Source organism: Thiorhodovibrio frisius, assembly GCF_033954835.1.
Classification (GTDB): domain Bacteria; phylum Pseudomonadota; class Gammaproteobacteria; order Chromatiales; family Chromatiaceae; genus Thiorhodovibrio; species Thiorhodovibrio frisius.
In genome coordinates this window covers 2,534,068-2,558,082 of sequence record NZ_CP121471.1, presented here as the reverse complement: position 1 = coordinate 2,558,082, position 24,015 = coordinate 2,534,068, and the positions used below count along the sequence as shown (strand labels likewise).

Below are 24,015 nucleotides of genomic sequence, written 5' to 3'. Positions count from 1 at the left end.
CATGAATTCCAGACCCCTTGTGATCGATCCGTTATCGACTCGCACAGGCAATCTTGCCGGGCTTGAGCCTGCGCATTGGCATCCAGTTGCAGAAGGCTTATCCTTTTGAAAACGTCTCGCGTCCACAAGCATCATGCGCGCATCCATCCAAGATAGTCATTTTCTGCTACGACGGTTCCATTCAGCCCTGGGGCTGATCCCACTCGGCGCCTTTCTGGTGTTTCATCTGTGGGAGAACTCCCAGTCCCGCTTCGGGTCCGAGCACTACAATGCCCAGGTCGCTAGCATCCAGCAGCTCAATTACCTGCTGATCATCGAGCTGGTTGTCATTGCCCTGCCGCTGCTGCTGCATGCCGGCTACGGGCTAGTCATTATCGGCAGCGGCAGTGCCGAGCCGCTGCGCTACCGCTATGCGCGCAACTGGCTTTACTGGCTGCAGCGCATGTCGGGCATTGCCATTGTCGCCTTTCTGGCGCTCCATCTGGGGCTGACCCGTTTTGCTAGCCTGTTCGACCCGCAAATCGATGCCGACCTGTTCAGCTACATGCAGCAGTCGCTGGCGCAGCCGGTTACTTTCGCGCTCTATCTGCTCGGGCTCTGGTTGTCGGTCTTTCACCTAGCCAATGGCCTGGCCACCGCAGCCATCAGCTGGGGGCTGACAACGAGCGCCACTGCCCAGCGGCGCTTTGGCTGGTTTTGTCTCGGCTTCGGGCTGCTGCTTGGCGCGCTCGGCACCCATGGCCTGATAGGGTTTCTCAAATGAATGCGCGTTCTGTCATTGTGGTCGGCGGCGGGCTTGGCGGACTGCTGGCTAGCCTGCGCATTGCCGCAGCTGGCCATCAGGTGCAACTTTTCTCGCTGTTTGAGGTGATGCGTTCGCATTCGGTCTGCGCTCAGGGCGGGATCAATGCGGCGCTCGACGCCAAAGGCGAAGGCGACAGCATCGAACAACACATTTTCGACACCATTAAGGGCGGCAGTTATCTGGCCAATCAGCCGCCGGTCAAGTCCCTGTGCGAGGAAGCCCCGGACCTGATCCGCACCTTCGAGCGCATGGGCGTGGCCTTCTCGCGCACGCCCGAGGGCACCCTCGATCAACGCCTGTTCGGCGGCGTCAAGAACCGCCGCACCTGCTTTGCCGGGGCCAGTACTGGCCAGCAGCTGCTCTACAGCCTGGATCAACAAGTCAGGCGGCTAGAAACCGAAAAGCAGATCGAAAAATTCGAGTGGTGGGAGTTCCTGGCGATTGTGAAGGACCCAAACGGACGCTGCCGCGGCATTGTTGCCATGAATCTGCGCAGCCTCGAGGTACGCGCCTTTCGCGCTGATGCCGTGGTGCTGGCCACCGGCGGTTTCGGGCAGATCTACAGTCCCAAGACCACCTGCTCCACCAATTCCACCGGCGCTGCCGCCAGCCGGGTGTTCCAGCAGGGCGCGCGTTTTGCCAATGCCGAGTTCTTTCAGTTTCATCCCACCGCCATGATTGGCGACGACAAAACCCGGCTGATGAGCGAGGCCGCCCGTGGCGAGGGTGGCCGCGTCTGGGTGCCGCGCCATGCACTTGATCGCCGCGACCCGCTGTCCATCCCGGAAGCCGAGCGCTTCTATTTTCTTGAGGAATGGTATCCAAGCTTTGGCAACACAGTGCCGCGCGATCTCGCCTCGCGCGCCATCTGGAAGGTAACGCGGGAAATGGGCCTGGGCGTGGCCGGACAAGACCAGGTCTATCTCGACCTCACCCATCTCGACCCTCAGCAGGTCGAAACCCGCTTAGGTGCCATTCTGTCCATCTATCGCAAATTCGCCGGGGTCGATCCGCTCAGCACGCCCATGATGATCTTCCCCGCCGCGCACTATTCCATGGGCGGGCTCTGGGTAGACTTTGAGAAAGATCCAAATACCGGTGGGCTGCGCGCCAAAAGTCCGCGCAATCATGCCACCAGTATTCCCGGCCTCTACGCCTGCGGCGAGTGCGATTATGCCTATCATGGCGCCAATCGGCTCGGTGCCAATTCATTGCTCTCTGCCGCCTTCTCCGGGCGGGTTGCAGGCGAGGCAGTTGCTGCCTATGTTGGCGGGCTGGAACAATCAGTCGAGCGCGATCCACCGGCGGCTTTCGACGCCGAAATTCGCTACCAGAACCAGATCAATCACCATTTCATCCATGCCGATGGCGAAGAGAACCCCTATGATCTTCATCGGCGTTTGGGCAGCATGATGACGGATTCCGTCGGCGTGGTGCGCGACAACACCAAGCTGAACGAGACCTTCGCCGAGCTGGTTGAACTCGAGCAGGCCTTCGCCCGACTCAAACTCGGCGAGGCCAATCCTTGGGCCAACCAGACGCTGACCTATGCGCGTCAGGTATTTGATATGGTCAAGCTGGCTCAGGTGGTGACTGCCAGCGCCCATGCCCGCGACGAATGCCGCGGTGCTCACCACAAGCCGGCGTTCGAGGACTCGGCGCCCGAGCACGACCAAGCGGGCGACAAGGAGTTCGAGGCCTTTCGCCAGCGTTGGAAAGACAACAACCAGAAGTGGCTCAAGACCACCATCGCGGACTACCATCCCGATGGCCCCCGTATCGGTTACGAGCCAGTCGACACCAGTCTGATCGCGCCCGAACAACCGCGCGATTATCGCTAGGCGCCGGCAATTTTCAGCCTCACCGATCCAGCCATCGCTCATGTCCAGTCCAGACGCGCCTGAAACTCCATCATCTGAATCAATGGCTGCGCCAGATGGCGCGACCGAGGATATGGTGGAATCCCCCTTTTCGCCCGCTGGCAATAATGACATCTTCGACCCCTTGACAGAGGATGTCGGCCGCACCGAGACGGTGGAGTTCAAAATCCGCCGCCAGGACGATCCTTTCTCCGATCCCTATTGGCAACACTTTGAACTACCCTGCTCCGCGCGTGACAACGTGGTCGCCGCGCTGCGTCGCCTGCGCGAAAACCCCGTCACCAGCGATGGCGAGCGAGTCGATCCAGTCGTCTTCGACCACAACTGCATGGAAGAAGTCTGCGGCGCCTGCGCCATGATGATCAATGGCCAGCCACGCCCGTCCTGCTCGGCGCTGATCGAAGAACTCAAACAGCCCATTGTGCTCGAGCCCCTGCCCAAATTCCCGCTGGTGCGCGATCTGCTCGTTGATCGCACCCGGATGTTCGAGCACCTGAAGCACGTCCAGGCATGGGTGCGCATCGACGGCCCCTGGCCACTCAAAGAGCCCGGCCTGCGCGTCTCCCCACAGCAGTGGGCCGAGGATTACCTCTACAGCCGCTGCATGAGCTGCGGCTGCTGCCTGGCCGCCTGCCCTCAGTACGACGAGGGCCAGGACTTTGTCGGTCCAGCAGCTCTGGCCCAGGTGCGCCTGATGAACGCCCAGCCCACAGGCAGATTCGACCGCAGCGAGCGCCTGCACCACATCATGGGCCAGGGCGGTTTAAGTGACTGCGGCAATGCCCAGAACTGCGTACGCGTGTGCCCCAAAGACATTCCGCTCACCACCGCCATCGGGGAGCTTGGGCGAGCCACCACCCTTCAGGCACTCAAGGACCTGTTCGGTGGCTGAAGCCTGCTGCGGCCAAACCAATGCGTGACACCTTGATTGATTTGATTCGCCACGGCGAACCGCGCGGTGGGACCATGATTCGCGGCGCCGAGGCCGATCATCCGCTCAGCCCGCTTGGCTGGCAGCAAATGCGCGAGGCCGTCGGCGATGCCGCGCCCTGGGATCAGATCGTCTCCTCCCCGCTCGCGCGTTGCCGCGAATTCGCCTCCGAACTCGCCTGCCGTCACCAACTGCCCTTGGTCATCGAACCCCAGCTACACGAGATCAGCATGGGCCGCTGGGAAGGCCGCCGGCATCGGGAAATCGCCATTTCCGAGCCCAAGGCGTTCATCAATTTTTTTCGCGATCCAGCCGCGCATCGTCCGCCCGGCGGCGAGACGCTGGAGGCACTGGTTGCCCGCGTTGGCCATGTTTATGATCGCTTGGTCGACCAGCACCAAGGCCGCCATCTTCTCATCTCTGCCCATGCCGGCGTTATGCGTGGCATTCTTGGTCACCTGCTTAAGGCTGAGCCGCGCCATTGGTATCGCATCCGTATCGACTTTGCCGGCTTGTGCCGGGTACGCCATGATCGCTTCGGCGCCGGCATCCAGTGCGTCAACACCCGCCGACTGGGCGACTTGCCGATAGATTAACCCGGCTACTAGCGTCTAAAGATCTGCCGGCATGGCCGTGAGCGCACCGCCGGCCAGAATACCCGCCGCCATCCAACCGGCCACCAGCAGATAAGCAATACGCGGCAACCAGGTCGCCAGTTCGTTCTCAAAGGACTCAAGCTCCTCGCGCTCCGCGCGCGCGATCCGCCCAAGGGCATCGCCGAGCGTTCCGGACACCTCTGCCGAACGCACCAGCAGCCTGCTGTACTGCGTGATGCAAGGGCAAACCGCAAAGGCCTGCTCCAGGGTCGCGCCCCCCTCCACCTGCGCATGCAGTTGCCGAAAAGCCTCTTGCAGCCTCCCCGGCGGCACACTCAGCGCGGCTGTCCCGAGCGCATCGACCAGAGGGACGCCGGACTCGAACAACATGGCCAGCGCTTCCAGATACAGCGTGCGCTGGCGGCGGATCAGCAGTTGTCCCAGCAAGGGCCAGGACAGCAGCCACTGGCCGATGGACTGGCCCAGATTCGTCTCGCGCAAACGCCGGATCAGCACCACCAGCAGCCAGACCCCGCCAAAAATGCTGATCAGCAGACCGAGGGACGCGCGCAAATAGCCGCCCAGGCTCAACTCGCCAACAAAAAAGGCCGGGAAGGGTTTGACGAAAGCCGCCAGCATCAGAATAAACCCAGGCAACAGCAGCTTGCCGCGCAGACGCCGGCGGCGCGAATCGGCAGCCGCATGGCGCGCGGCCAGATCGCGATAGGCCGTCTCAAGCCGGCCAGAAATCTCTGCCGCCTCCAGCACCCGGGCGTCAAGTTGATTGACCAGACCGGCACGCGCGGCACTCTTGGCGACACTCACCCCACGCCCGCACCAACGCGCGGCAGTCTCAAGCGGGGTCTTCGCGCGCGCCGTTTCGCCCTGAGCCAGGCTCGAGAACGCCTGCTGCGGCGCAATCCCGGCATGCTCCAACGCGGCCAGACGCGAGAACAAATCAGCCAGCCAGCGGTGGTCCATCATCACAACAATGCTCCCGAAAACCCGCCGCCATAATCAAACGCCCTCCCCGGCTGAAAAGCCCGCCAGCCAAATCCGCAGGCGCAATCCGGGGCCGGAACGCGCACCCCGGGTCGCAAACCGAATCCGCCCATCGGCATCAATGATAAAGCTCGCCGGCACGCCCACGACACCCCAGCGGCTAGCCAGTTGGCCATCCGGATCCAGCACCACCGGAAAGACATGGCCGCCCTCATCCAGATAAGCACGCACCTCAGCCGCGCTGCCCGAGCTCATGGCAACACTGACCACGGCATGATCCTCCGCAATGCGGGCAATGGTGCCGTCCATCAGTCGGCATACCGGGCACCAGGTCCCCCAGAAATGCACCAGCACCGGCTTTCCACGCAGGTCAGCAATATCCAGGCGATCACCGCCAACAATCTCCATACCCACCAACGGCGGCGCTATCCCAGTCGCCAACGGCCGTGCCTGCCACCACTGCACCAAGCCCAACACTGCAATCACAACAACCAAATCGACCGCCCAGCGTCGCCAACGCGGAGATTTTCGCCCTTTCTCGGTATTCCTATCCGCACCCACCATCATTCACTCCGCCGAACTGGAAGTATCCAAACGCACCGCCGGGGACAGTTCAGCTGTCAAGTCCCGGTGGCTGCATGCTGCATGTCGTTCCCGAAGCAGATCATGCTACCGAGTGCGCCATCCGCCCATTTCTTGCCACGCACATCCTTGGTAATTGTTGTGGGCGTTAGGGCATTCTTGAGCGGCAGGGCGTCTTGCTGGTTGGAACGCGGGCGCTCGATCCACTTTGAGAGCGGCGCTTGGTCCTGCTCGGGCGCAAATGCCTTTTCACTGATCAGCATACCTGTCTTGTCGAGCGCCATGGTCTGGATTTTCTTAAGTGGCTCCGCTTTTGCCGTATTCCACACCAGAAAACCAATCGGAAAATCACCCTTGAGACCGTCGAAGGCGCGGCTGTGCACCGCGAAGCCGCCGAGCGCGCATCGCGCACATAAAATAGCAGTTGGGCAAACATCAGCACCGGCGAAGAAGACGCAGAACAAGCACAGAGCGGAGAAGATAGAAAATGAAAAAAAGAGGGGGAAGAACACGAAGAAGAAAATCTTCTCAACATGTTCACGTCGGCTAGAGGCTTAGATTTTCAGATCGGCGATGACACAAGGCGCTAACCGCCAGACTTCTTCCCGGTGCGGACAATGGCTCTATTTGTGCTTCGCGACCAAGTTGAAACTGCGCGGTGTAACCCGGGGAACAGTCCTTCATGTCCCGGCTCAGAGATTCTTACCACGGTTCATCTCCGCTGGCGCGGGGAACAGCGCAACGCCAAGGGTAAGGAAGCGCGCCAATACGGTTCATCCCCGCTGGCGCGGGGAACAGTCCACGCGGCAAGGTCTGAAATGTTGACCAGCCGGTTCATCCCCGCTGGCGCGGGGAACAGGTACCCCGCTCCGACTAGGAGAGAGGTCGGGTCGGTTCATCCCCGCTGGCGGGGGGAACAGAAAACCCGCCGTGAGCGCAACGACGCCGATAGCGGTTCATCCCCGCTGGCGCGGGGAACAGTAAATAGACATCGGCGGAGACTGGGTTTCCGTCGGTTCATCCCCGCTGGCGCGGGGAACAGGGCGCGCCGTGCGCTGAAACAAGAAGGCTTTGCGGTTCATCCCCGCTGGCGCGGGGAACAGCGTTGGTCGATGCCGTGCTCGGTGCCGAAAGTCGGTTCATCCCCGCTGGCGCGGGGAACAGGTTGGTCATGGTTGAGTTTAAAGACCAGTATGCGGTTCATCCCCGCTGGCGCGGGGAACAGGTCGTGCCAACGCTCCGGGAGCACTGGGACAGCGGTTCATCCCCGCTGGCGCGGGGAACAGGGTCGCGTAGCCGCTGGTCACGAGCGCGAGGCCGGTTCATCCCCGCTGGCGCGGGGAACAGATCGGTATTCCTCGATCAGATGAGGCCGACCAAGGTTCATCCCCGCTGGCGCGGGGAACAGGCGAAGATAGCGTGCGAGGGCTAAAGCAAATACGGTTCATCCCCGCTGGCGCGGGGAACAGGTTGGTTTAACCGCCACAGGCTCTGGATCGGACGGTTCATCCCCGCTGGCGCGGGGAACAGGCGTTATAGACCGCCCCGGCAGATGCGACACACGGTTCATCCCCGCTGGCGCGGGGAACAGCCATGTCTGGCCTGAGTCTGTGGAGCGGTAGACGGTTCATCCCCGCTGGCGCGGGGAACAGGTACGTTGCCCTTGCCTCGGTCATGCGGCTGCCGGTTCATCCCCGCTGGCGCGGGGAACAGGTGCCGAATCCTCACCGTGAGCTGATACGTGGCGGTTCATCCCCGCTGGCGCGGGGAACAGCCAGCGCTCGTTTTTGAGCCTGTGTTGTCCGCCGGTTCATCCCCGCTGGCGCGGGGAACAGCAAAAGTATTTTGTTGTGTGTAGCATTTACACCGGTTCATCCCCGCTGGCGCGGGGAACAGGTTAATTGGCACTTCGACATTGCGCGTGACAGCGGTTCATCCCCGCTGGCGCGGGGAACAGGGCGGTCACCTCACACAAGATCGCGTTCGCACCGGTTCATCCCCGCTGGCGCGGGGAACAGATAATCAGTCAGTTAGCGATGCTGCCCCGCGTCGGTTCATCCCCGCTGGCGCGGGGAACAGGGTTGAACGGGGTTCGACGCCCGCGCCCAGAGCGGTTCATCCCCGCTGGCGCGGGGAACAGCCCTATTGGAGCTATAACAGAATGCAGACCACCGGTTCATCCCCGCTGGCGCGGGGAACAGGGCAGCGGCTTCATTGACGCTGTGCGCGGCGGCGGTTCATCCCCGCTGGCGCGGGGAACAGGGTTTGAAGACGACGACGCCGCTGTCGAGATACGGTTCATCCCCGCTGGCGCGGGGAACAGGATTTCGTTAAGCGAGTCAGCTATTCGGTCCACGGTTCATCCCCGCTGGCGCGGGGAACAGGTATGCGTTTCTTCTAGCGGCGAGTCTAAAAAAGGTTCATCCCCGCTGGCGCGGGGAACAGCGTCCTTTGCACCATCCTGGACTGCCCAGCAGCGGTTCATCCCCGCTGGCGCGGGGAACAGGCACGGCAAACCTCGGGCGTCTAAAGGGTTTCGCGGTTCATCCCCGCTGGCGCGGGGAACAGGAGACCGCCCAGGTCGCCGAGTTTTTTGAAGACGGTTCATCCCCGCTGGCGCGGGGAACAGATTGCTGACCCGGAGCTGAGCGAGCGCGCGACCGGTTCATCCCCGCTGGCGCGGGGAACAGGCTTTCGAGACGGCTGAAAGAAAATGCCAAAACGGTTCATCCCCGCTGGCGCGGGGAACAGGCTGCCGAAGAAGCCCCATTCAATGCTCGCACCGGTTCATCCCCGCTGGCGCGGGGAACAGCTCAAGAGCGGCGCGGGTTTCTACGCGCGTAACGGTTCATCCCCGCTGGCGCGGGGAACAGGTCGCGGTCGAGATTTGTGGCAGACGCTCCAGCGGTTCATCCCCGCTGGCGCGGGGAACAGTCAAATTTATCACCGTGAACACACAAAAGCTTCGGTTCATCCCCGCTGGCGCGGGGAACAGCCCGGCGACTTGACTGCCGAGGAGGCGATCGCCGGTTCATCCCCGCTGGCGCGGGGAACAGGTAATCCTCGTGAGGTCGATCAACTAAACCAACGGTTCATCCCCGCTGGCGCGGGGAACAGTCGCGCAGCGTTAGTTCAGCTGTCAAGTATTCCGGTTCATCCCCGCTGGCGCGGGGAACAGAGAACCACACCGGAGACAGAACCAGCTCGAGGCGGTTCATCCCCGCTGGCGCGGGGAACAGGAGGGTACGTCCGTACCGGGGGCCGATGGTTGCGGTTCATCCCCGCTGGCGCGGGGAACAGGGCTCATCTCCGAAACCGAGCTGGGTCAATGTCGGTTCATCCCCGCTGGCGCGGGGAACAGGATGATGCGCGCTACCTGGAAGCGTCCGGCGACGGTTCATCCCCGCTGGCGCGGGGAACAGGGACGGGAACGCCAATTGTCCGGCTGGCACAACGGTTCATCCCCGCTGGCGCGGGGAACAGAATATTCAGGCCGCTCCGAGCCAAATCATACACGGTTCATCCCCGCTGGCGCGGGGAACAGTCGCAGTGGCTGAAAGAATTGTTCGATGATGTCGGTTCATCCCCGCTGGCGCGGGGAACAGGGCATGGCTGGCACCCGCACTATCACATTGGGCGGTTCATCCCCGCTGGCGCGGGGAACAGGTGTTCCGCTGATCGGGGGCTGAAATGACCATCGGTTCATCCCCGCTGGCGCGGGGAACAGACTTCCTTTAACCCGCTGAGTTAGAAGGAAGAAAAGCTGAAGAAAAAATATACCAAACGTGACCCACGAAAAATCAGTAACTTCCGGATTGTTAAGGACCTACATCACTCCTACCGTCCCGGGAACCGGGCGTCTCGGCAGTCTTTTCCAGAGGAAGAAAGCTCACCAGCCGCAAGCCATCGAAATCGACTGGCACTCGCCGATTTTCGCCGATGGTGGCGAAATCGTAACCTGATTCAGTATTGGTGCTCCATGCCATCACGGCATTGCCCTGCTCGACACCTTCTAGCAACTGCTGCCAGATGAATTCCCGCAGCCTTTTTGATGGGTCGCCAATGTAAACCCCGGCGCGAATCTCCAGCAACCAGACGGCCAAGCGTCCGCGCAAGCGTGGTGGAACATTCTCAGTGGCGATGACCAGCATCGCCATAACCCTGTTCAACTGGAATCGCTGGCGGCACCGCTTCTTTTGGTGTCTTTGGCGGATCGAGCCCGCCAGCGGCAAGGACCTCTTCCATCATCGGGATCAGTTTCGCCAGCAGATGGGAGGAGCGAAATACATTTCTGCAAGCAAGGCGCACCCGGCGTTCGGGGTTTTCCGGCGCCTCGGCGGCAATCCGAAAGGCCGCCGGCACCACGGTCTCGAATTTGACAATGTCGGCAATATCGTAGACAAACGACAGCGGCTTGCCGCTGTGAATAAAGCCCACTGCGGGCGCGTAACCGGCGGCAAGCACGGCTGCCTCGGTGATACCGTACAAACAGGCTGTGGCAGCGGAAAGGCAGAGATTTGGCACGTCGCTGTTATCCCAGGCGGTGGGATCATAACGCCGGCCACGCCAAGTAACGCCATAGCGTTTGGCCATCAGCTCATAAGTCTTCTTGACCCGCGCGCCTTCGATGCCCCGCAGTTGCTCAATGCTGCGTTTTTCCGGCGGCGCTTCGCCAAAGCGCAGCTCGTACATTTTTCGGACCACTTTTAGACGCGCTTGGTCATCCAAGGCCAGTTTGGCTTGATAGAGCAGCCGATCCGAACGCGCCCCGCCCGGCTGACCGGAAGCATAGAGTCGCACACCGGCCTCGCCAACCCAGACCAGCAGAGTGCCAACGCGCGCGGCCAGGGCAGCGGCCCGATGCGAGACGCGGGTGCCGGGTTCGAGCATAATGCAGGCGACACTGCCCACCGGAATATGCGTGCGCACGCCGTTTTTGTCGATGACGACAAAGGCACCGTCGAGCACATCAATTTCGCCGTATTCAATAAATATCAGCGAGATACGCTCTTTCATTGCGATGGGCTTGAGGGGTGGAAGCATGTGATGCTTAGCGCTTAGCAGCGATACCAATTCGCCTCGATTCTAAACGCGACGAATCAACAACAAGCCGCAGCCGAAAGCCTTGGCATGGCCAATTCCGGTTTGCAGGCTTTGGAGAAAGCGTTCGGTATCCGTGACCCGCAGTATCCCCTGGTAGTCCAAGGTGCTGAATTGGATCGGCCTGCCCTGCCCGCGCTTGCTCAGACGGTGCTGGCGATAGCCGTCCACATGGAGGGCTTCCAGCGCAAACCCTGCCTGGTCGGCGCGGTCTTTCAGCCAAATTGGCCCGACCTGTTGGACGAGTTCATGCTGATTCATGCGCCGTGCTGGATCAGGCTCTCGGATCTGTTCCTGACGTTTGGCGTGCATGATGACATCATGCCGAACGCGCCGCTTGTCTTCTGGTTTGCCGCTGCCGCTGGTCGTAACCACCGGATTGGCGCGCAGTACGAAACCTAGCCGCTGGCCACCTGACACTTTGGGGGAAAAGGGTTTGGTGTGCACATCCCAGGGACCCTCGATTGGTTCAGGTTCGATTTCAGATAGCAAATAGAACAGGGGCCAGTGACCAGCTTGCTCGCGCCGGTAGAGAAATTGGCGCGCCTTCGGCTCTCCGCTCCCCACTAGGCGCCAGATCGCCTGATGCTCGGCGTACGCATTCTTCGGAATGGCATTGGCGAGCGTCCTGATGTCTAATCCCTGCTTGAGCTCAATCTTGCTCAGGTAGCCCATGCCTCCTTCCCTCCCTGATTGGCGTAATGCTCGGTGCGTGCCGCGAATTGACGACGCGCGCGCGACTGAGGTTGATCGTGGCGCGGTGTCGATTGCAGCGACTCGAGCCCGACCGGCAGACCGTCCTCCCAATAGTATTCGCAACCGCTGCTCAGGCGTGCGACGCGCGCATCCTCCAGAAAAGCTTGCTGGCCGTCATGGCGTGCGGCTTCGTCATAGTCAGCCAGCGCCGCCTTGAAATCGGCCGCTTCGATGACGCGCGGAGCCAAGGGCAGTGCGGCCGGACAGGAACGGCGCCCGAGATAAAGGGTGAACTTTGGCCGACGCAACGCATCGGCCAGGGTGTCTGGCTCGGGCACATTGTCCAGACCACGCTGATACAGGCCAACCACATAGAGACTGTCGCTGCGGTAGTCACGGGTGGAAAGGACCGTGGCGCGATTACCCGAATCCGCCAACTCGTCGCGACGGGTGCGCAAGTGATGTAGCCGGCTGGTTGTCTTGGGGTATTGGGTCGTGTGGTAGTCGCGCAATGGCGTGCCGGCGGAGTCGACGCGCACCGCGAAACCATAGCCATCGCGCAGCGCCGCATGGGCGTCGTCGTCCTCGCGTTTCAGGCCGAGCGCCGCAGCGACAAGCCCGAGCACGATGGATTTTGATGGGTGGGGAGTGCTCGGTCGTTGCTCGCCGACAGCAATGTCACCCCAAGCGGCGAGCGCTCCATGCAGCCGGAACAGCAAAAATCTGTTCATGGCCTTAGCTCGCGATGAAGGACTGAATGTCCGCCAGCGAGCCCGTGCCCGCCAATGCGTCCATAACGCTGCGATCATCAGCACAAGGGCCGTAGACCTGATCCATTTTCTCAAGCGTCTCCGTCAGTGCTCCAATCGCCTCGGGCAACATGCCCTCACCGGAGCCGCGCACGGATTTCAGAAACGCCACCGACAGTGAGCGCGGCTGTTGGTCGCCCTTTTCTGCCAGCAGATAAGAGGCCCGCGCACGGGAGCCGAAGCTGTTTTGTTTGCCAGTAGGCGCGACCGTCGCCGCTGCCTCGGCAAGAGCAGCGAGCGCCTTGTCCCTCAGTGCCTGGTCACCGCCAAGATTGGTGCCAAGCAATTCACGGTCGATGCACAGATAGAGATAGAAGAGCCCGGCGGCGAATTCTGTCTCACCCATGTGGCCGGCGCCGACATCCTCGATGCCCTCGTTCAAGTCATCGACGGCAGTGAAAAAATCGTCCTCGACAGCCACCTTATGCACAGATATCGCGTGCGCGACCTGAGCAGCCGCCTCGGTGTTGTAGCTGGGTGCCGCTGCAAGCATGCGCCCAAACAGCGCGATGTCGGCTGCACTGTGCTGGTGGCGTAGCAGTTTCAATTCGTCTTCGGTGGGCGCGCTCTTGCGTTCGATCAATGTTTGCACTAGGGCATCAATAGCGGATTGTTCCTCGGGGCTGAAATGCGCCAATTGCTCGATCTCGACCGAGCCGGATTTGGGCTTACCAAACTGTTTGGCAATCAAAGTCGCCCAGTCCGTCGCTTGCTTGTCGGACAGACCACCGGCCAGCAATTGCTCCCTGACGCGCCGGCCCTGCTCCTTGGTGCGGGTTCCAAGATGCCCGCTCAGCGCGGACGCAAAGACATCCGATGTGCGCCAGGCGCGCTTCAGGCTCTGGGAGGAAACCCGTAGGCGTTTGTCGCCACCCATCACGGCGGTCTTTGGCCGCCCCAGGTCGTCGCGGTTCAGATTGGCGGGCGGGTAGGACGTTAACAGATGCAGTTGGATAAAGCGCGTCATGATCAGGCTCCTTGTGTCTGTGCCGGCGCCTTGCCTTCATTTCCCAGCAAGGCCGTGTAATAACGAAAAGTCCAGTCCCGCCGCTGGCGGTCATTCCAGTACCGCACGCTTTGAATCAGGTCGCGCACCGGCACCCGATCTCCCGCCAAATGAATGATGCGCAGCAGGTTGGGATAAAGCACTGGCAGCTCGCGAATCGCGACCAGTCGCTGGAAACGCGATTCGCTGACTCGCGGCCCCAAACCGGGTTTGACAGGAGCCGCCAAGAGGGCCGCAACGGTGTCAGGCGCTTTCGATTGGCGCTGCTCTTCTTGCGCGGTTGCGTCTGATGGTATTTGCCCGGCCATTGCCGTATCGCCCTTGACGTGTGCGAGCAATCCAGCAATGGCCGCGACACTGGGACCGTGCGCCCAACCCTGCGCGCTGACGCGATAAAACAACCGGTGATAGGCCGGCACGAACAGCACTTCCTCCAGGTTCTTGGCCCGGCGCAACTCCGCCAACTCGCCGCGACGACTGGGTTGGCCTGTCTCAGGCGGGGCCACTAGTTGACGCCACCAGTCGAGCACCTCATCAACCACTTTGGCCGGGTTTTGGTCTTTCAGGGACTCTCCCATGTTGTTCTCCTTGGCGAATGTTTGAGCCACTTAGAGGGCTTTGCCATTAAGCGATAGCCTTTGTGTTCATGCCCGATTCGCTCAGGCCGCTTCCTGTTGCGCGCTGCCACGCTTGTCGCTAATCTCAAGCAAATCCTTGATTTTCTTTTTGTAGTTGAAACGCCGCAGATTGCGCCGGGCTTCGGCAATGCGACGCGGATGGGATTGGTCGGTGATCTGGTTGTAATCGACCCAGAGGTCGAACGCATTCTGGGTATAAACCTGCAGATACCGATGCCAGTTCTGGAATTGCTCAAATCGCTTTGCTTGCGTATCTGCGGCGCCAGCCACCGCACCAAGACCGTCATAGAATGCCGACTCGGTTTCCTGCCAGAAGGCGTCGCTGACGTGATCCAGCCTGGCGGACTTGCGCCTCGGATCATTGGCGGCGAACCAGGCATCCTTGATGGCACCACGCAAATTGCCAAGAAAATGGCCCGCAGCTTCAATCATCCGCTCTGCCGCGCTTTCGACCATCTCCCTGGTGTTCCTGTCCTGGATCGGAAAAAGCGGAAGTGTGGACTCGAACCAGCAACGTGGCTTCATGTTGTCCATGTCGTAACCGCAGGCCCAGAGGCGAAAGCGCCAGCCCTCGCGCTCGAGCCGGTAAGCGCCGTCGGTGAAGCGCTGGACCACCAGTGCCGGGAGTCTTTCGGTCTTGCTGTCTTTGGATGATTGCACCAGACCGAGCCAGTGGCGGTAATTGATGCTGCCGCGCGGATGCATACACAGCAGCTCCTTGCCGTCGTAGCTGTATGGACTCAACGGGTGTTGCCAAGCTCCGATGTAGTTGGTGCCGTAGTTCTTTGTGCGATAAGCACTGACGATATTGGCACTTGGCTGACCACTAAGTGCACAGACGCATTCTGCGCTGCTCTCCCCAATGTTTTCCAGGTCGAGCCGAATCCGCCTTGGCATACCCCAAAACACCTGCAACGGGTGAGCCTTCTCGGGAGATGTGTCCCGACCACCTTTCTCGCTCGTGCGAGTCGCAACCAACCAAGGAAAGATGCGCTCGGCATCCGCTGGCGTTGCGCTGTAGCCCAGCGTTTCTTCATCCAGCACATTGAGCCAGAGCGTTTGCCAAAGCGTTGGCTGACGGTCATCGTTATCTCGGGTCGCTAGCACCAGCGTTGTGAGCGGCCCGCCACCGCGAACCGAGGTGCGATGACCAACGCCGCCAGACGGGGCGTTAGTTTGCAAGGTGTATAGCGCCATGGCCGCCATGGCTGGGCTGAATCCCTGATGCGCCAGCCCTTTGACGAAATGGGTTTCACTGCCGGCCATGTCGATCAACAAGGCGCTGATCGGCAAGGGTTCGCGGTCAGCCAAGGCGTCTTGGTCCTGCATAAAGCGCGCGTCCTGACCACCAAGCTCAAACGCATGTGCGAATGGGCGGAATGCAGCCTGAAGTTCCTCTGGCGTCGGTGGCAATTCCATGCGCTCGAACCACTGATCGGCATCCCGTGGCGCAAAGGTGGTTTGCAAGAGCCCGATCAGGAACTGCATCAGAGCGGCGTTGAAGTCCGCTCGCGGCGCATCGAGGGTTACAAAGGGATCGTCGTCGATGTCCATGGTGATCTGCCAGGGCGCCAGCTCCGTGCACACGTTATTGGCAGCTCGGCGGGCGGGTATCCATTCATCGAGCGCAAGATTCAGCACAATTCGTACCTCCCGGTCGCTGCCGCATCATCTTCAAGCATGTCAATGATGGTGGCCACTCGGTTATACTCATGCACCATGAATCGATGGCTAAAAACTCGCCATTTTGACCGTTGGATGCGTAAGACACCCCTGACTGACTCAGCACTTCGGCTGGCAATTGGGGAAATGCAGCAAGGTTTGATCGACGCGGACCTTGGTGGAGGCGTGGTCAAGAAACGCGTCGGTTTGCCAAACCAAGGTAAACGCGGTGGATTTAGAACGCTGCTGGCCACGAATAAATGCGGATTGTGGATTTTCATCTTTGGTTTTGAGAAAAGCGCGCGCGGGAACATTGCGCCCCAAGAACTCGCCGCACTGCGAATGCTGGCGCGGGATATGCTGCGATGGGATGCCGATACGCTAGAAATTGCCATTCGAGACGGTTCCTTAATAGAGATTGCACTGGATACTTGACGGGGAATTTGTCATGACCAGAACAGCCAGGGGTAAGACTCCGCTTCTTGATGCCATTCATGAAACCGCTGGGGATTTGCATCGCCTAAGCCTGATTTCTGACACAGAAATGCAGCAATACAACGCCTTATGCCTAACGCCTGTTTCCGACTTTGATGGCGACAAAATACGTTTGCTGCGTGATCGTTATCAGCTAAGCCAGACGGTACTCGCCTCATTGTTGAACACCAGTCCTGCGACCGTGCGCCGTTGGGAGGCGGATAACCAACATCCGAACGGCTCCGCTCAAAAGCTGCTTGACCTGCTCGAACGCAAAGGTCTCGAAACCCTACTGTAAACGACAGCTTCTCCATCAGCGGCGGCACAGAAGGCTTCCGTCCGTCCCTGTCAGTGCTGCTGGTCATAGATCCCGCACCCTGACCAGGCCCGTCATTCTGGTGTACCGGAACCGAACCGGTTCACCAGCGCCATCGACCGCTTCGGCTTCCCATGCGTCCTCGCCGATAGGCCGCAACGGCAGCAGTCGGCTCCAACGACCCTGGTCATAAACCTTACTGAGCGCATCCTCCATGGCTGCCTCGAGACCGGGCTCTTGAGAGTCCGCCGCCTCGGCCACCCAGTGCTGACGAATGCTGACCTCGCTCATCGCAACGGCAAGCCAATCGGACCATGGCGTCTCTTGATCGCCAGCCCAGGGGCTGAGCCTGCCTGCGTCCCAGCGCGCCAGCCGAACCCGAATACTGGCCTCGCCCAAGCGGGTCGGCGCTACAATGTCATCCCAGTAGTCCATGCCCGGGTCGGCGTAGCCTTGCTCCAACTTCAGGGCGTTGAAACGCCCCATGGAAGTGTTTGCTAAATCCTCGCTCTCAGCGTCGATACTGCCTTGCTCGATGCCCGCTGGCACAGGCAGCCCATCTTCGCCATAGACGCCTTCGATCAGTGTCCGCGCTGCTTCGGGCATTCGGATGGCGCCATGATCCGCGAGCAATCGAGCAGTTCGCCACAGCACGCGAAGATCGCGATAGACCCTTGCAGTTCCAGGCAACAGCCCATTAAGCCAGTGTGCATCTGCGTCATTATCGGCCACCTGGGTCAGCACATGCAGACAGGGCGATGGGCGCTGTTCGCGGGCTGCCCGCGCACCAGTAGAGTCGCGGGCGTGGCGTTGAAGACGCCCAGCGCGCTGAATGATTAAATCGATGGGCGCCAAATCAGACACCATCAGATCGAAGTCCAGGTCGAGTGACTGCTCCACCACCTGGGTTGCAATCAGAATACGGCCACGGCGGCAAGCCGCATCGCTTTCCGGACCAAATGACGCCAGCACCTTGTTTTCAATCGCCAAACGATCACCCAGCGCGAAGCGGGCATGAAAGAGCAGCAGGCTGTCTTCTGCAACCCCCAGGTCGCGAAGCGTCTGCAAGGCGGCAATGGCATCGTCCACCGTATTTCGCACCCAACAGGCACAGTTTCCATGCTGGTGGGCGTCGACCAGCAGGTGCATCACAGTCGCGACCTCATCGACACACTGTACCGCGACGCTGCGCTTGGCTTGGTCGCGAGCGGCGACCGATATTTCCTCAACAGCAACTGCGTCCACGCGCGTCAGCAGCGGATAGGCCGACGCCGCAAGTGCAACGGGCGCGGCAGATAGACCTGCGCGAAACGCGTCTACAAGGGCCTGTCGCTGCGCCTGTGGCAGAGTGGCGGAGAGCAGAACAACGTGCCCACCAATAAAGGCATGGAACCGCAGCAGTGCGGCAAGTAGTTGCTGCATGTAGCTGTCATAGGCATGGACTTCATCGACGATCAGCACTTTTCGCGCGAGCCCAAGCAACCGCAGGGACTGATGACGGCTTGGCAGCACGGCCAGCAGGGCCTGATCGATGGTGCCGACGCCCAAGTCGGCCAGCAGGGCCTTTTTACGATGATCGCCGAGCCAGGCGGCGCGCAGGTTGGCTGCGCTAGTTTCAGCCAAGTCGTAATCCGCCTCCGGCGGCGCATCCGGCAAAATTGCGTTTCGCGCGGCCATTGCCTGCACCAAGCGGGCGGCAGCGTGGGTCAGAATGACGCTGGGGTCGCCCACAAAGAGGCGCTGATCTAATCCTTTGTCGATAATCCGCGCGTGCATGGCATTGGATGTCGCCATGGTTGGCAGGGCGAGATAGATCCCATCTGCCGCGCCGGCGGACTGAATGCGCTGCGCCAGCGTCAGGCTGGCTTCGGTTTTGCCAGAGCCTGTGAGATCCTCAAGGATCAGTAGTTGTGGCGTGCTCGATAGAGCAATATCCGCACAGATTGTCTGCAACGGCGTTGGCTGGTCAATATAGTCGAATAATTCCCGTTGGGATTTCCCCGAAGGAGCCAGCGGTAGCACGCCACTTATCGCAATGGCACGCTCGGCGGCTGGCAGAGCGTGCTCGTTCCAATAGCGTGGGAGCGGCATCGGCTCCTGTTGATAGGCAAACAGGTCCGCGTTGGAGCCCAGCCAGTCACACAGAACGGCTATTCCGGCCAGCCACCAGGAGACGGGCTTGAGTGCTTGAATCAGTGCCTTCGGCTCATCCACCCGCAGCGGTGAATTCGCGAGCAGTAACGCGCCGGCCTGTTCGCAAAAGGCGACAGCGGCTTTCTCGTCATCCGGGGTAAATTGTTCACGCAGCGGGATACGCCGTCTTGCCGGTGGCTGCCCGTGGTGCCCAGCAAAGGCGCTGATCCAGATATCGAGCGCAGTCCGCAACTGGCGGAGCGAAGATCGGTCAGCCTGCTCGGCGATGAACTGGCCGAAAACCGCATCCTCAAGCGCGCCTTGCCAAAGCACCAGCCCGAGGGTGTCATGCCGGACGCTGTAGCGCCGATCTTGCGGGAGACTGCGCGCAAGCCAGGGAAAGTCGGGCTTCAAACATTGGAAGCGGTAACTGAACTTGCCGACATCATGCAGTGCGAGCATGAAAGTGAGCCAGGCAACCAGGGTCGCTTCATCGATATCAAGGTGGTCAAGCAAACGTGCCCGCAGTCCGCCATGCCGTGTCAGCAGAACCCACCCACAGGCCGCCACGTCCAGTGCATGATAGGACAGAAGATGAAAGCCACCTTCCTGATTGGCCTTGCCCCAGTAGGCTTGATACGGCTCGCGCATCTGTTCCAGTATTTACTCACTGCGAGAGAGAATGGCGCGATTATAGACAGATTTTCCTGAAGGTATCGGTATTTTTTAACCCTAAATTGTTTCAAAAATCACGCAAAAAAGCCTCTCCTCCACAAGCAGCGCGGTTTGGGGATGGCCGTCGCGATAGTCGCGCGGATGGCCAGGTACGACGGCGATGTCGGGTTCGGGCTCGGAGGGCGTGTTCATGGCAGAGCCTCCGCATCGATTCGCGAAATTGGAAACTGCCTTATCGCCGCCTGAGTGTAAAAAATCCGGCATTCACGGACAAGGTGAATGTTTCTCCGCCGATTATGCACGCCATTGCGCGGCGCCTCAGTCGAGTCCGCGGCCAGGTCTGACGGGATGCCGGCGGGTTTCACTGCGTCCCCCGTAGCCGTCACCCGGCCAAGAACGAGCGGAAAGCTCACAGGGTTTCGGTAACGAAGCCAGCAGAATACAAAGAGGTTTACCGTGAAGCCAACATGACTTCACTCGCCAGCCGATCAAGCAATGGCTCCACAGCCTTGAGTCGTGCCATGATGAGGCGCAGATCCTTTTTAAACGCGACCAGATTCTCAGCTGCGCTTTCTCTTAGATTAAATTCGAGCAGATTGCCAGAGAGACCGGTGTGAAAAAACAAAAACAGATCCTGCCCCAGTACGCCAAAGTATTGCAGATAAGGGTCTACTGAGGCTAACTCGGGTGCTCTCTCTAACTCGCCGACGAAAACCTCGGGCTTATCCCCTCCTCCTGAACTGAACGCCGGAGGAGAAAATTCGAATACGAGGTTTCCGTTCATATCCCTGGATTTTTTTAGCCATTTGAAAATCGGGTTATAGCGCCTGGGTTCGCGCAACGTCTCGCCACCAGCGTCTCTTTTTGACAAGCAGACTTCTTTTAGCACCGTTGGCATCTCTTGATTAAATACCTTAGGCAAACGCATGCATAGTCCGTCAAAAAGCAATTCTTCATAAACCGTCGCTTCAATGGCATCTTTGTTTCGCCGACTGATATCAATCTTGACGTTGGTTTCCGACCACTCCAAGTCAATGTGTTCATTGCGATATTCATACAGCTCCTGGCTTGCAGCCCAGATTTTTGCATAGCGCGCATACTCGTTCTTGTCATAGACACGATCAACCCACACCATGGCTTCTGAACTTGATCTAACCATCTTCTGAGCAAGTTCCGCTGGCAGCAGTTTGTCAGGCTCAAAAGACTTGATAGTCATAGATGTGCCAGGCATCAAATCTTTTTGGCTCATGAGCAGGGCAGCCTTTTTGAACGAGCGATTGAGGCGTTTGTTACTCATCATGAAAGGCATCGGGATAAATATAAAAATAACGAAGACCGAAATGAAGTTCAGAAAATACGCAGGCTCGGGATCACTGCGCCGCAACAAGCCCAATGCCTTGTAGATAGAAGACAAGCTGTCTTCAAAAGGAAGTGTGACCAAATATGCGTCGGTATAAGACCCGATGGATAGTAACGTCAGGACAAGCCAAGTGATTAAGGATATCCAGAAGTAGAGCCGTAGTTGAAGTCGGACGATATCCAGCGCTGTTGTTGTAACCTCTGCTTTTTGTATCGCAAAACTTGCTATAAAGCTCAAACCCGTCAAAAAAAGATAAGCGATCAGCAGTAATTCTGACCCGACTTGAAGGGTATGCTGAACAGAATACACGGAGATGATTGGCAAAGCCATAAAGGCCCCCTCTCAGTCAAGGGTAAATATATAGCTGTAGCAAATACGCTTGGGTTGGGTGACGGACGCGGCGATGCTTACCCACCCATGGTGCGTGCTATTGCGCGGCGCCTCACTTGAGTCCGCGCGCTAGGTCGGCCTGAATATCTGCGATATCTTCCAGCCCCACGGCGATGCGGATCAGACCGTCGGTGATGCCGGCGGCGGTGCGTTCTTCGGGTGTCAGGCGGGCGTGGGTGGTGGTGGCGGGGTGGGTGATGGTGGTTTTGGTATCGCCAAGATTGGCGGTGATGGAGAGCATGCGGGTGTGGTCGATGACGCGCCAGGCGGCGTCGCGGTCACCTCCGACCTCGAACGACAGGATGCCGCCCGGACGCTGCATCTGGCGGCCGATCAAGTGATGCTGGGGATGCTGGGTCAGCCCGGGGTAATGCACCTTGGTAACGGTGGGATGCGCGGCCAGCCATTCGGCGAGTTGTTGGGCTGCCTCTGAGTGGGCGCGCATGCGCAGGCTGAGGGTCTCCAGCCCCTTCAGAAAGACCCAGGCGTTGAAGGGACTCATGGAAGGACCAGCGGTGCGCACCACGCCGAACACTTCGGCAATGACGGCTGGATCGCGCGCGATGACCGCGCCACCCAGGCAACGGCCCTGCCCGTCCAGATACTTGGTCGCGGAGTGAATAACGAGGTCAGCGCCCCACTCCAGCGGACGCTGTAAGGCTGGGGTAGCAAAGCAGTTGTCGACCGCGAGCAGACAGCCATGCTGATGCGCGAGTTCAGCCAAAGGCGCGATCTCGGTCATTTCAGCCAAGGGGTTGGATGGAGTCTCGAGAAACAGCAGCCGGGTATCTGACTCGATCGCGGCGCGCCAGGCGTCGAGGTCATCCAGTGGCACATAACGGGTCTGGATACCAAAGCGTGCCAGATATTTATCGAACAACATGCTGGTGCTGCCGAACAGGCTGCGGGAGGCGAGAATCTGGTCCCCGCTCTTTAACAGGCCAAGTGCCATGGTCAGGATGGCCGCCATGCCGGAGGCCGTTGCGACACAGCCAGCGCCGCCCTCAAGGGCATTCAGCCGCTGCTCGAAAGCTTGGACCGTTGGGTTGGTAAAGCGGGTGTAGACATTGCCTGGTGCATCGCCGCTGAAGCGGGCGGCGGCCTCGGCGGCAGAGGCGAAGACAAAACTGGATGTCGCAAAAATGGGTTCGCTGTGCTCGCCCTCGGCTGTGCGATCATGCCCGACTCGGAGTGCGCGAGTGCTGAAACCCGGAAAGTGCTCGATGCCATCATCCATGGCGGTGGTCATTCGCTGAGCGCGGGTGGCAGGAGAAATTGCTGGGACGCATTTGGATGCTTGCCCGCCCGCCTCAGGCGGGGTTGTACAGGCCGATCATGTCGGCTTCGTTCTCACCGCTATCATCAGCGGTTTTTTGCGTGCGAGCGGCCTCGCCGCGAACGCGCTCCAGATTGGCCAGATAGTCTTCGCTCACATCGCCGGTGATATAAACACCATCAAACACGGACGTATCGAAGCGGTCGACCAGGCTTTTGGTCTTTTTCTGCACGGCTTCAATCAGGTCCTGGAGATCTTGAAAGATCAGCCGGTCGCAGCCAAGCAAGCGTTCGATGTCCCATTCGCTACGGCCATGAGCAACAAGCTCGCTCGCCGCCGGCATGTCGATTCCATAAACATTCGGAAAACGCACCGGCGGCGCGGCCGATGCGAGATAGACCTTTTTGGCCCCGGCCTCGCGTGCCATTTCAATGATCTGCCGGGAGGTGGTGCCGCGCACGATGGAATCATCCACCAGCAGGACGTTTTTCTTGCGAAACTCGAAATGAATGGCGTTGAGCTTCTGGCGGACAGATTTTTTGCGCACCGTCTGCCCCGGCATAATGAAGGTGCGCCCAATGTAGCGGTTTTTTATGAAACCCTCGGCATAGGGCACACCCAGATGATTGGCCAGTTGCAGCGCAGCAGTGCGGCTGGTATCCGGCACCGGAATGACGACGTCGATATCGTGCCCTGGCCAGGTGCGTTTGATTTTAGCCGCCAGCTTTTTGCCCATGCGCGAACGGGCCTTGTGCACTGAGATATTGTCGATGACGGAATCCGGCCGCGCGAAGTAGACGAACTCGAAAATGCAGGGTGAGAGCACCGGCTGGGGTGCGCACTGGCGGGTGTGAATCTCGCCATCGGCGCTGATAAAGACCGCCTCGCCGGGCGCGATGTCGGAGACAAGGTTGAATCCTACTGTGTCGAGCGCAACGCTCTCGGAGGCGACCATGTACTCGGTGCCGCCAGTGGTCTCGCGTTTGCCGTAAACGATTGGCCTGATCCCGTGCGGATCGCGAAAACCAACAATCCCGAACCCGGGGATCATGGCCACCACTGCATAGCCACCACGGCAGCGACGATGCACGCCCTCGATGGCATTGAAAATATCTTGTTCGTCGATGCGCAGTTTGTTTTGCACCTGCAACTCGTGGGCAAAGACGTTCAGCAGGATTTCAGAATCCGAATTGGTGTTGATGTGGCGCAGGTCATCGACAAAAACGTCGCGTTTTAATTCCTCGGCATTGGTCAGATTGCCGTTGTGCGCCAGCACGATGCCATAGGGGGAGTTGACGTAGAAGGGCTGTGCCTCGGCTGAGCTGGATGCGCCGGCTGTGGGATAACGCACATGGCCGATGCCCATGTTGCCGCGCAGGCGCAGCATGTGGCGGGTGCGGAAGACATCGCGCGCAAGGCCGTTGTCCTTGCGCATGTGGAGTTTTTCCTGGTCGCTGGTGACGATGCCAGCGGCATCCTGCCCGCGATGCTGGAGGACCAGCAGCGCATCATAGAGGAGCTGGTTGACCGGGTGCTTACCGACGACGCCGACAATGCCACACATAATGCCCTCAGTCAGCCCCCGTTCTGGCCGGCAGTTGTGAAACGCACGACAGCCATTTGACCAGCGGCAAGAACTGGCCAGTCATCATGGTCATCGTGAAACAAGGGGTGATCATCCGGG

General features: G+C 59.9%; 21 protein-coding genes and 1 CRISPR repeat array. Of the genes, 6 read left to right on the top strand and 15 right to left on the bottom strand.

From position 1 onward, the window contains the following. The first annotated feature begins 133 nt into the window (after positions 1–133). From Thiofri_RS11865 to Thiofri_RS11850, 4 genes are all read left to right on the top strand, one after another. On the top strand, positions 134–763 hold the full coding sequence (locus tag Thiofri_RS11865; RefSeq protein ID WP_009151652.1) for a succinate dehydrogenase: 630 nt from the start codon (positions 134–136) through the stop codon (positions 761–763). Then, positions 760–2,646 (top strand): succinate dehydrogenase (quinone) flavoprotein subunit, encoded by a 1,887-nt coding sequence (sdhA, locus tag Thiofri_RS11860; RefSeq protein WP_009151653.1) that lies wholly within the window; start codon positions 760–762, stop codon positions 2,644–2,646. The genes Thiofri_RS11865 and sdhA overlap by 4 nt, the downstream gene beginning before the upstream one ends. Before the next feature lie 82 nt (positions 2,647–2,728). Continuing rightward, positions 2,729–3,577 carry a succinate dehydrogenase iron-sulfur subunit gene (sdhB, locus tag Thiofri_RS11855; RefSeq protein WP_009151654.1) on the top strand — a complete coding sequence of 283 codons (849 nt, stop codon included), beginning with the start codon at positions 2,729–2,731 and terminating at the stop codon, positions 3,575–3,577. A 20-nt stretch (positions 3,578–3,597) separates the two neighbouring features. After that, on the top strand, positions 3,598–4,212 hold the full coding sequence (locus tag Thiofri_RS11850) for a histidine phosphatase family protein (RefSeq protein WP_009151655.1): 615 nt from the start codon (positions 3,598–3,600) through the stop codon (positions 4,210–4,212). A 15-nt stretch (positions 4,213–4,227) separates the two neighbouring features. Here Thiofri_RS11850 and Thiofri_RS11845 read toward each other — a convergent pair whose 3' ends face one another. From Thiofri_RS11845 to casA, 10 genes are all read right to left on the bottom strand, one after another. After that, the gene (locus tag Thiofri_RS11845) at positions 4,228–5,196 is read right to left on the bottom strand and encodes a type II secretion system F family protein (RefSeq protein ID WP_009151656.1); all 969 of its coding nucleotides are present in this window, start codon (positions 5,194–5,196) and stop codon (positions 4,228–4,230) included. A gap of 33 nt (positions 5,197–5,229) precedes the next feature. Further along, positions 5,230–5,781: a protein disulfide oxidoreductase gene (locus Thiofri_RS11840; RefSeq protein ID WP_223296887.1), complete on the bottom strand. Its 552-nt coding sequence runs from the start codon at positions 5,779–5,781 to the stop codon at positions 5,230–5,232. Between the two features lie 53 nt (positions 5,782–5,834). After that, on the bottom strand, positions 5,835–6,308 hold the full coding sequence (locus tag Thiofri_RS11835; RefSeq protein WP_143742114.1) for a hypothetical protein: 474 nt from the start codon (positions 6,306–6,308) through the stop codon (positions 5,835–5,837). Positions 6,309–6,504: 196 nt separating this feature from the next. Further along, positions 6,505–9,523: direct repeats of the CRISPR family, unit length 29 nt; unit sequence CGGTTCATCCCCGCTGGCGCGGGGAACAG. 91 nt (positions 9,524–9,614) lie between these two features. Then, on the bottom strand, positions 9,615–9,947 hold the full coding sequence (cas2e, locus tag Thiofri_RS11830) for a type I-E CRISPR-associated endoribonuclease Cas2e (RefSeq protein ID WP_009151658.1): 333 nt from the start codon (positions 9,945–9,947) through the stop codon (positions 9,615–9,617). Beyond that, positions 9,928–10,839, bottom strand: a complete 912-nt coding sequence (gene cas1e, locus Thiofri_RS11825) for a type I-E CRISPR-associated endonuclease Cas1e (protein WP_009151659.1) — start codon at positions 10,837–10,839, stop codon at positions 9,928–9,930. The genes cas2e and cas1e overlap by 20 nt, the downstream gene beginning before the upstream one ends. A gap of 42 nt (positions 10,840–10,881) precedes the next feature. Beyond that, the gene (cas6e, locus tag Thiofri_RS11820) at positions 10,882–11,571 is read right to left on the bottom strand and encodes a type I-E CRISPR-associated protein Cas6/Cse3/CasE (protein WP_009151660.1); all 690 of its coding nucleotides are present in this window, start codon (positions 11,569–11,571) and stop codon (positions 10,882–10,884) included. Further along, the gene (gene cas5e, locus Thiofri_RS11815) at positions 11,559–12,323 is read right to left on the bottom strand and encodes a type I-E CRISPR-associated protein Cas5/CasD (RefSeq protein ID WP_009151661.1); all 765 of its coding nucleotides are present in this window, start codon (positions 12,321–12,323) and stop codon (positions 11,559–11,561) included. Before cas5e ends, cas6e begins: the two co-directional genes overlap by 13 nt. 4 nt (positions 12,324–12,327) lie before the next feature. Continuing rightward, complete coding sequence (cas7e, locus tag Thiofri_RS11810) at positions 12,328–13,368, bottom strand: type I-E CRISPR-associated protein Cas7/Cse4/CasC (RefSeq protein ID WP_009151662.1); 1,041 nt, start codon at positions 13,366–13,368, stop codon at positions 12,328–12,330. 2 nt (positions 13,369–13,370) lie between these two features. After that, positions 13,371–13,985: a type I-E CRISPR-associated protein Cse2/CasB gene (casB, locus tag Thiofri_RS11805; RefSeq protein ID WP_009151663.1), complete on the bottom strand. Its 615-nt coding sequence runs from the start codon at positions 13,983–13,985 to the stop codon at positions 13,371–13,373. Between the two features lie 81 nt (positions 13,986–14,066). Further along, complete coding sequence (casA, locus tag Thiofri_RS11800; RefSeq protein WP_009151664.1) at positions 14,067–15,686, bottom strand: type I-E CRISPR-associated protein Cse1/CasA; 1,620 nt, start codon at positions 15,684–15,686, stop codon at positions 14,067–14,069. A gap of 117 nt (positions 15,687–15,803) precedes the next feature. Here casA and Thiofri_RS11795 point away from each other — a divergent pair, with 117 nt between their 5' ends. Beyond that, positions 15,804–16,142, top strand: a complete 339-nt coding sequence (locus Thiofri_RS11795; protein ID WP_407702933.1) for a type II toxin-antitoxin system RelE/ParE family toxin — start codon at positions 15,804–15,806, stop codon at positions 16,140–16,142. 13 nt (positions 16,143–16,155) lie between these two features. After that, positions 16,156–16,479: a helix-turn-helix domain-containing protein gene (locus Thiofri_RS11790; RefSeq protein WP_009151666.1), complete on the top strand. Its 324-nt coding sequence runs from the start codon at positions 16,156–16,158 to the stop codon at positions 16,477–16,479. Positions 16,480–16,542: 63 nt separating this feature from the next. Here Thiofri_RS11790 and Thiofri_RS11785 read toward each other — a convergent pair whose 3' ends face one another. The 5 genes from Thiofri_RS11785 to purF form a co-directional block, all read right to left on the bottom strand. Further along, positions 16,543–19,281, bottom strand: coding sequence for a CRISPR-associated helicase/endonuclease Cas3 (locus Thiofri_RS11785; protein ID WP_009151667.1), 2,739 nt, complete (start codon positions 19,279–19,281; stop codon positions 16,543–16,545). A gap of 81 nt (positions 19,282–19,362) precedes the next feature. Next, entirely contained in the window at positions 19,363–19,497 is a 135-nt protein-coding gene (locus tag Thiofri_RS11780) for a hypothetical protein (RefSeq protein WP_255324751.1), read from the bottom strand. Between the two features lie 259 nt (positions 19,498–19,756). Next, the gene (locus Thiofri_RS11775; RefSeq protein ID WP_009151668.1) at positions 19,757–20,995 is read right to left on the bottom strand and encodes a hypothetical protein; all 1,239 of its coding nucleotides are present in this window, start codon (positions 20,993–20,995) and stop codon (positions 19,757–19,759) included. Between the two features lie 112 nt (positions 20,996–21,107). Next, the gene (locus Thiofri_RS11770) at positions 21,108–22,304 is read right to left on the bottom strand and encodes an O-succinylhomoserine sulfhydrylase (RefSeq protein ID WP_009151669.1); all 1,197 of its coding nucleotides are present in this window, start codon (positions 22,302–22,304) and stop codon (positions 21,108–21,110) included. A 61-nt stretch (positions 22,305–22,365) separates the two neighbouring features. After that, positions 22,366–23,895 (bottom strand): amidophosphoribosyltransferase, encoded by a 1,530-nt coding sequence (purF, locus tag Thiofri_RS11765; protein ID WP_009151670.1) that lies wholly within the window; start codon positions 23,893–23,895, stop codon positions 22,366–22,368. Positions 23,896–24,015 lie beyond the last annotated feature (120 nt).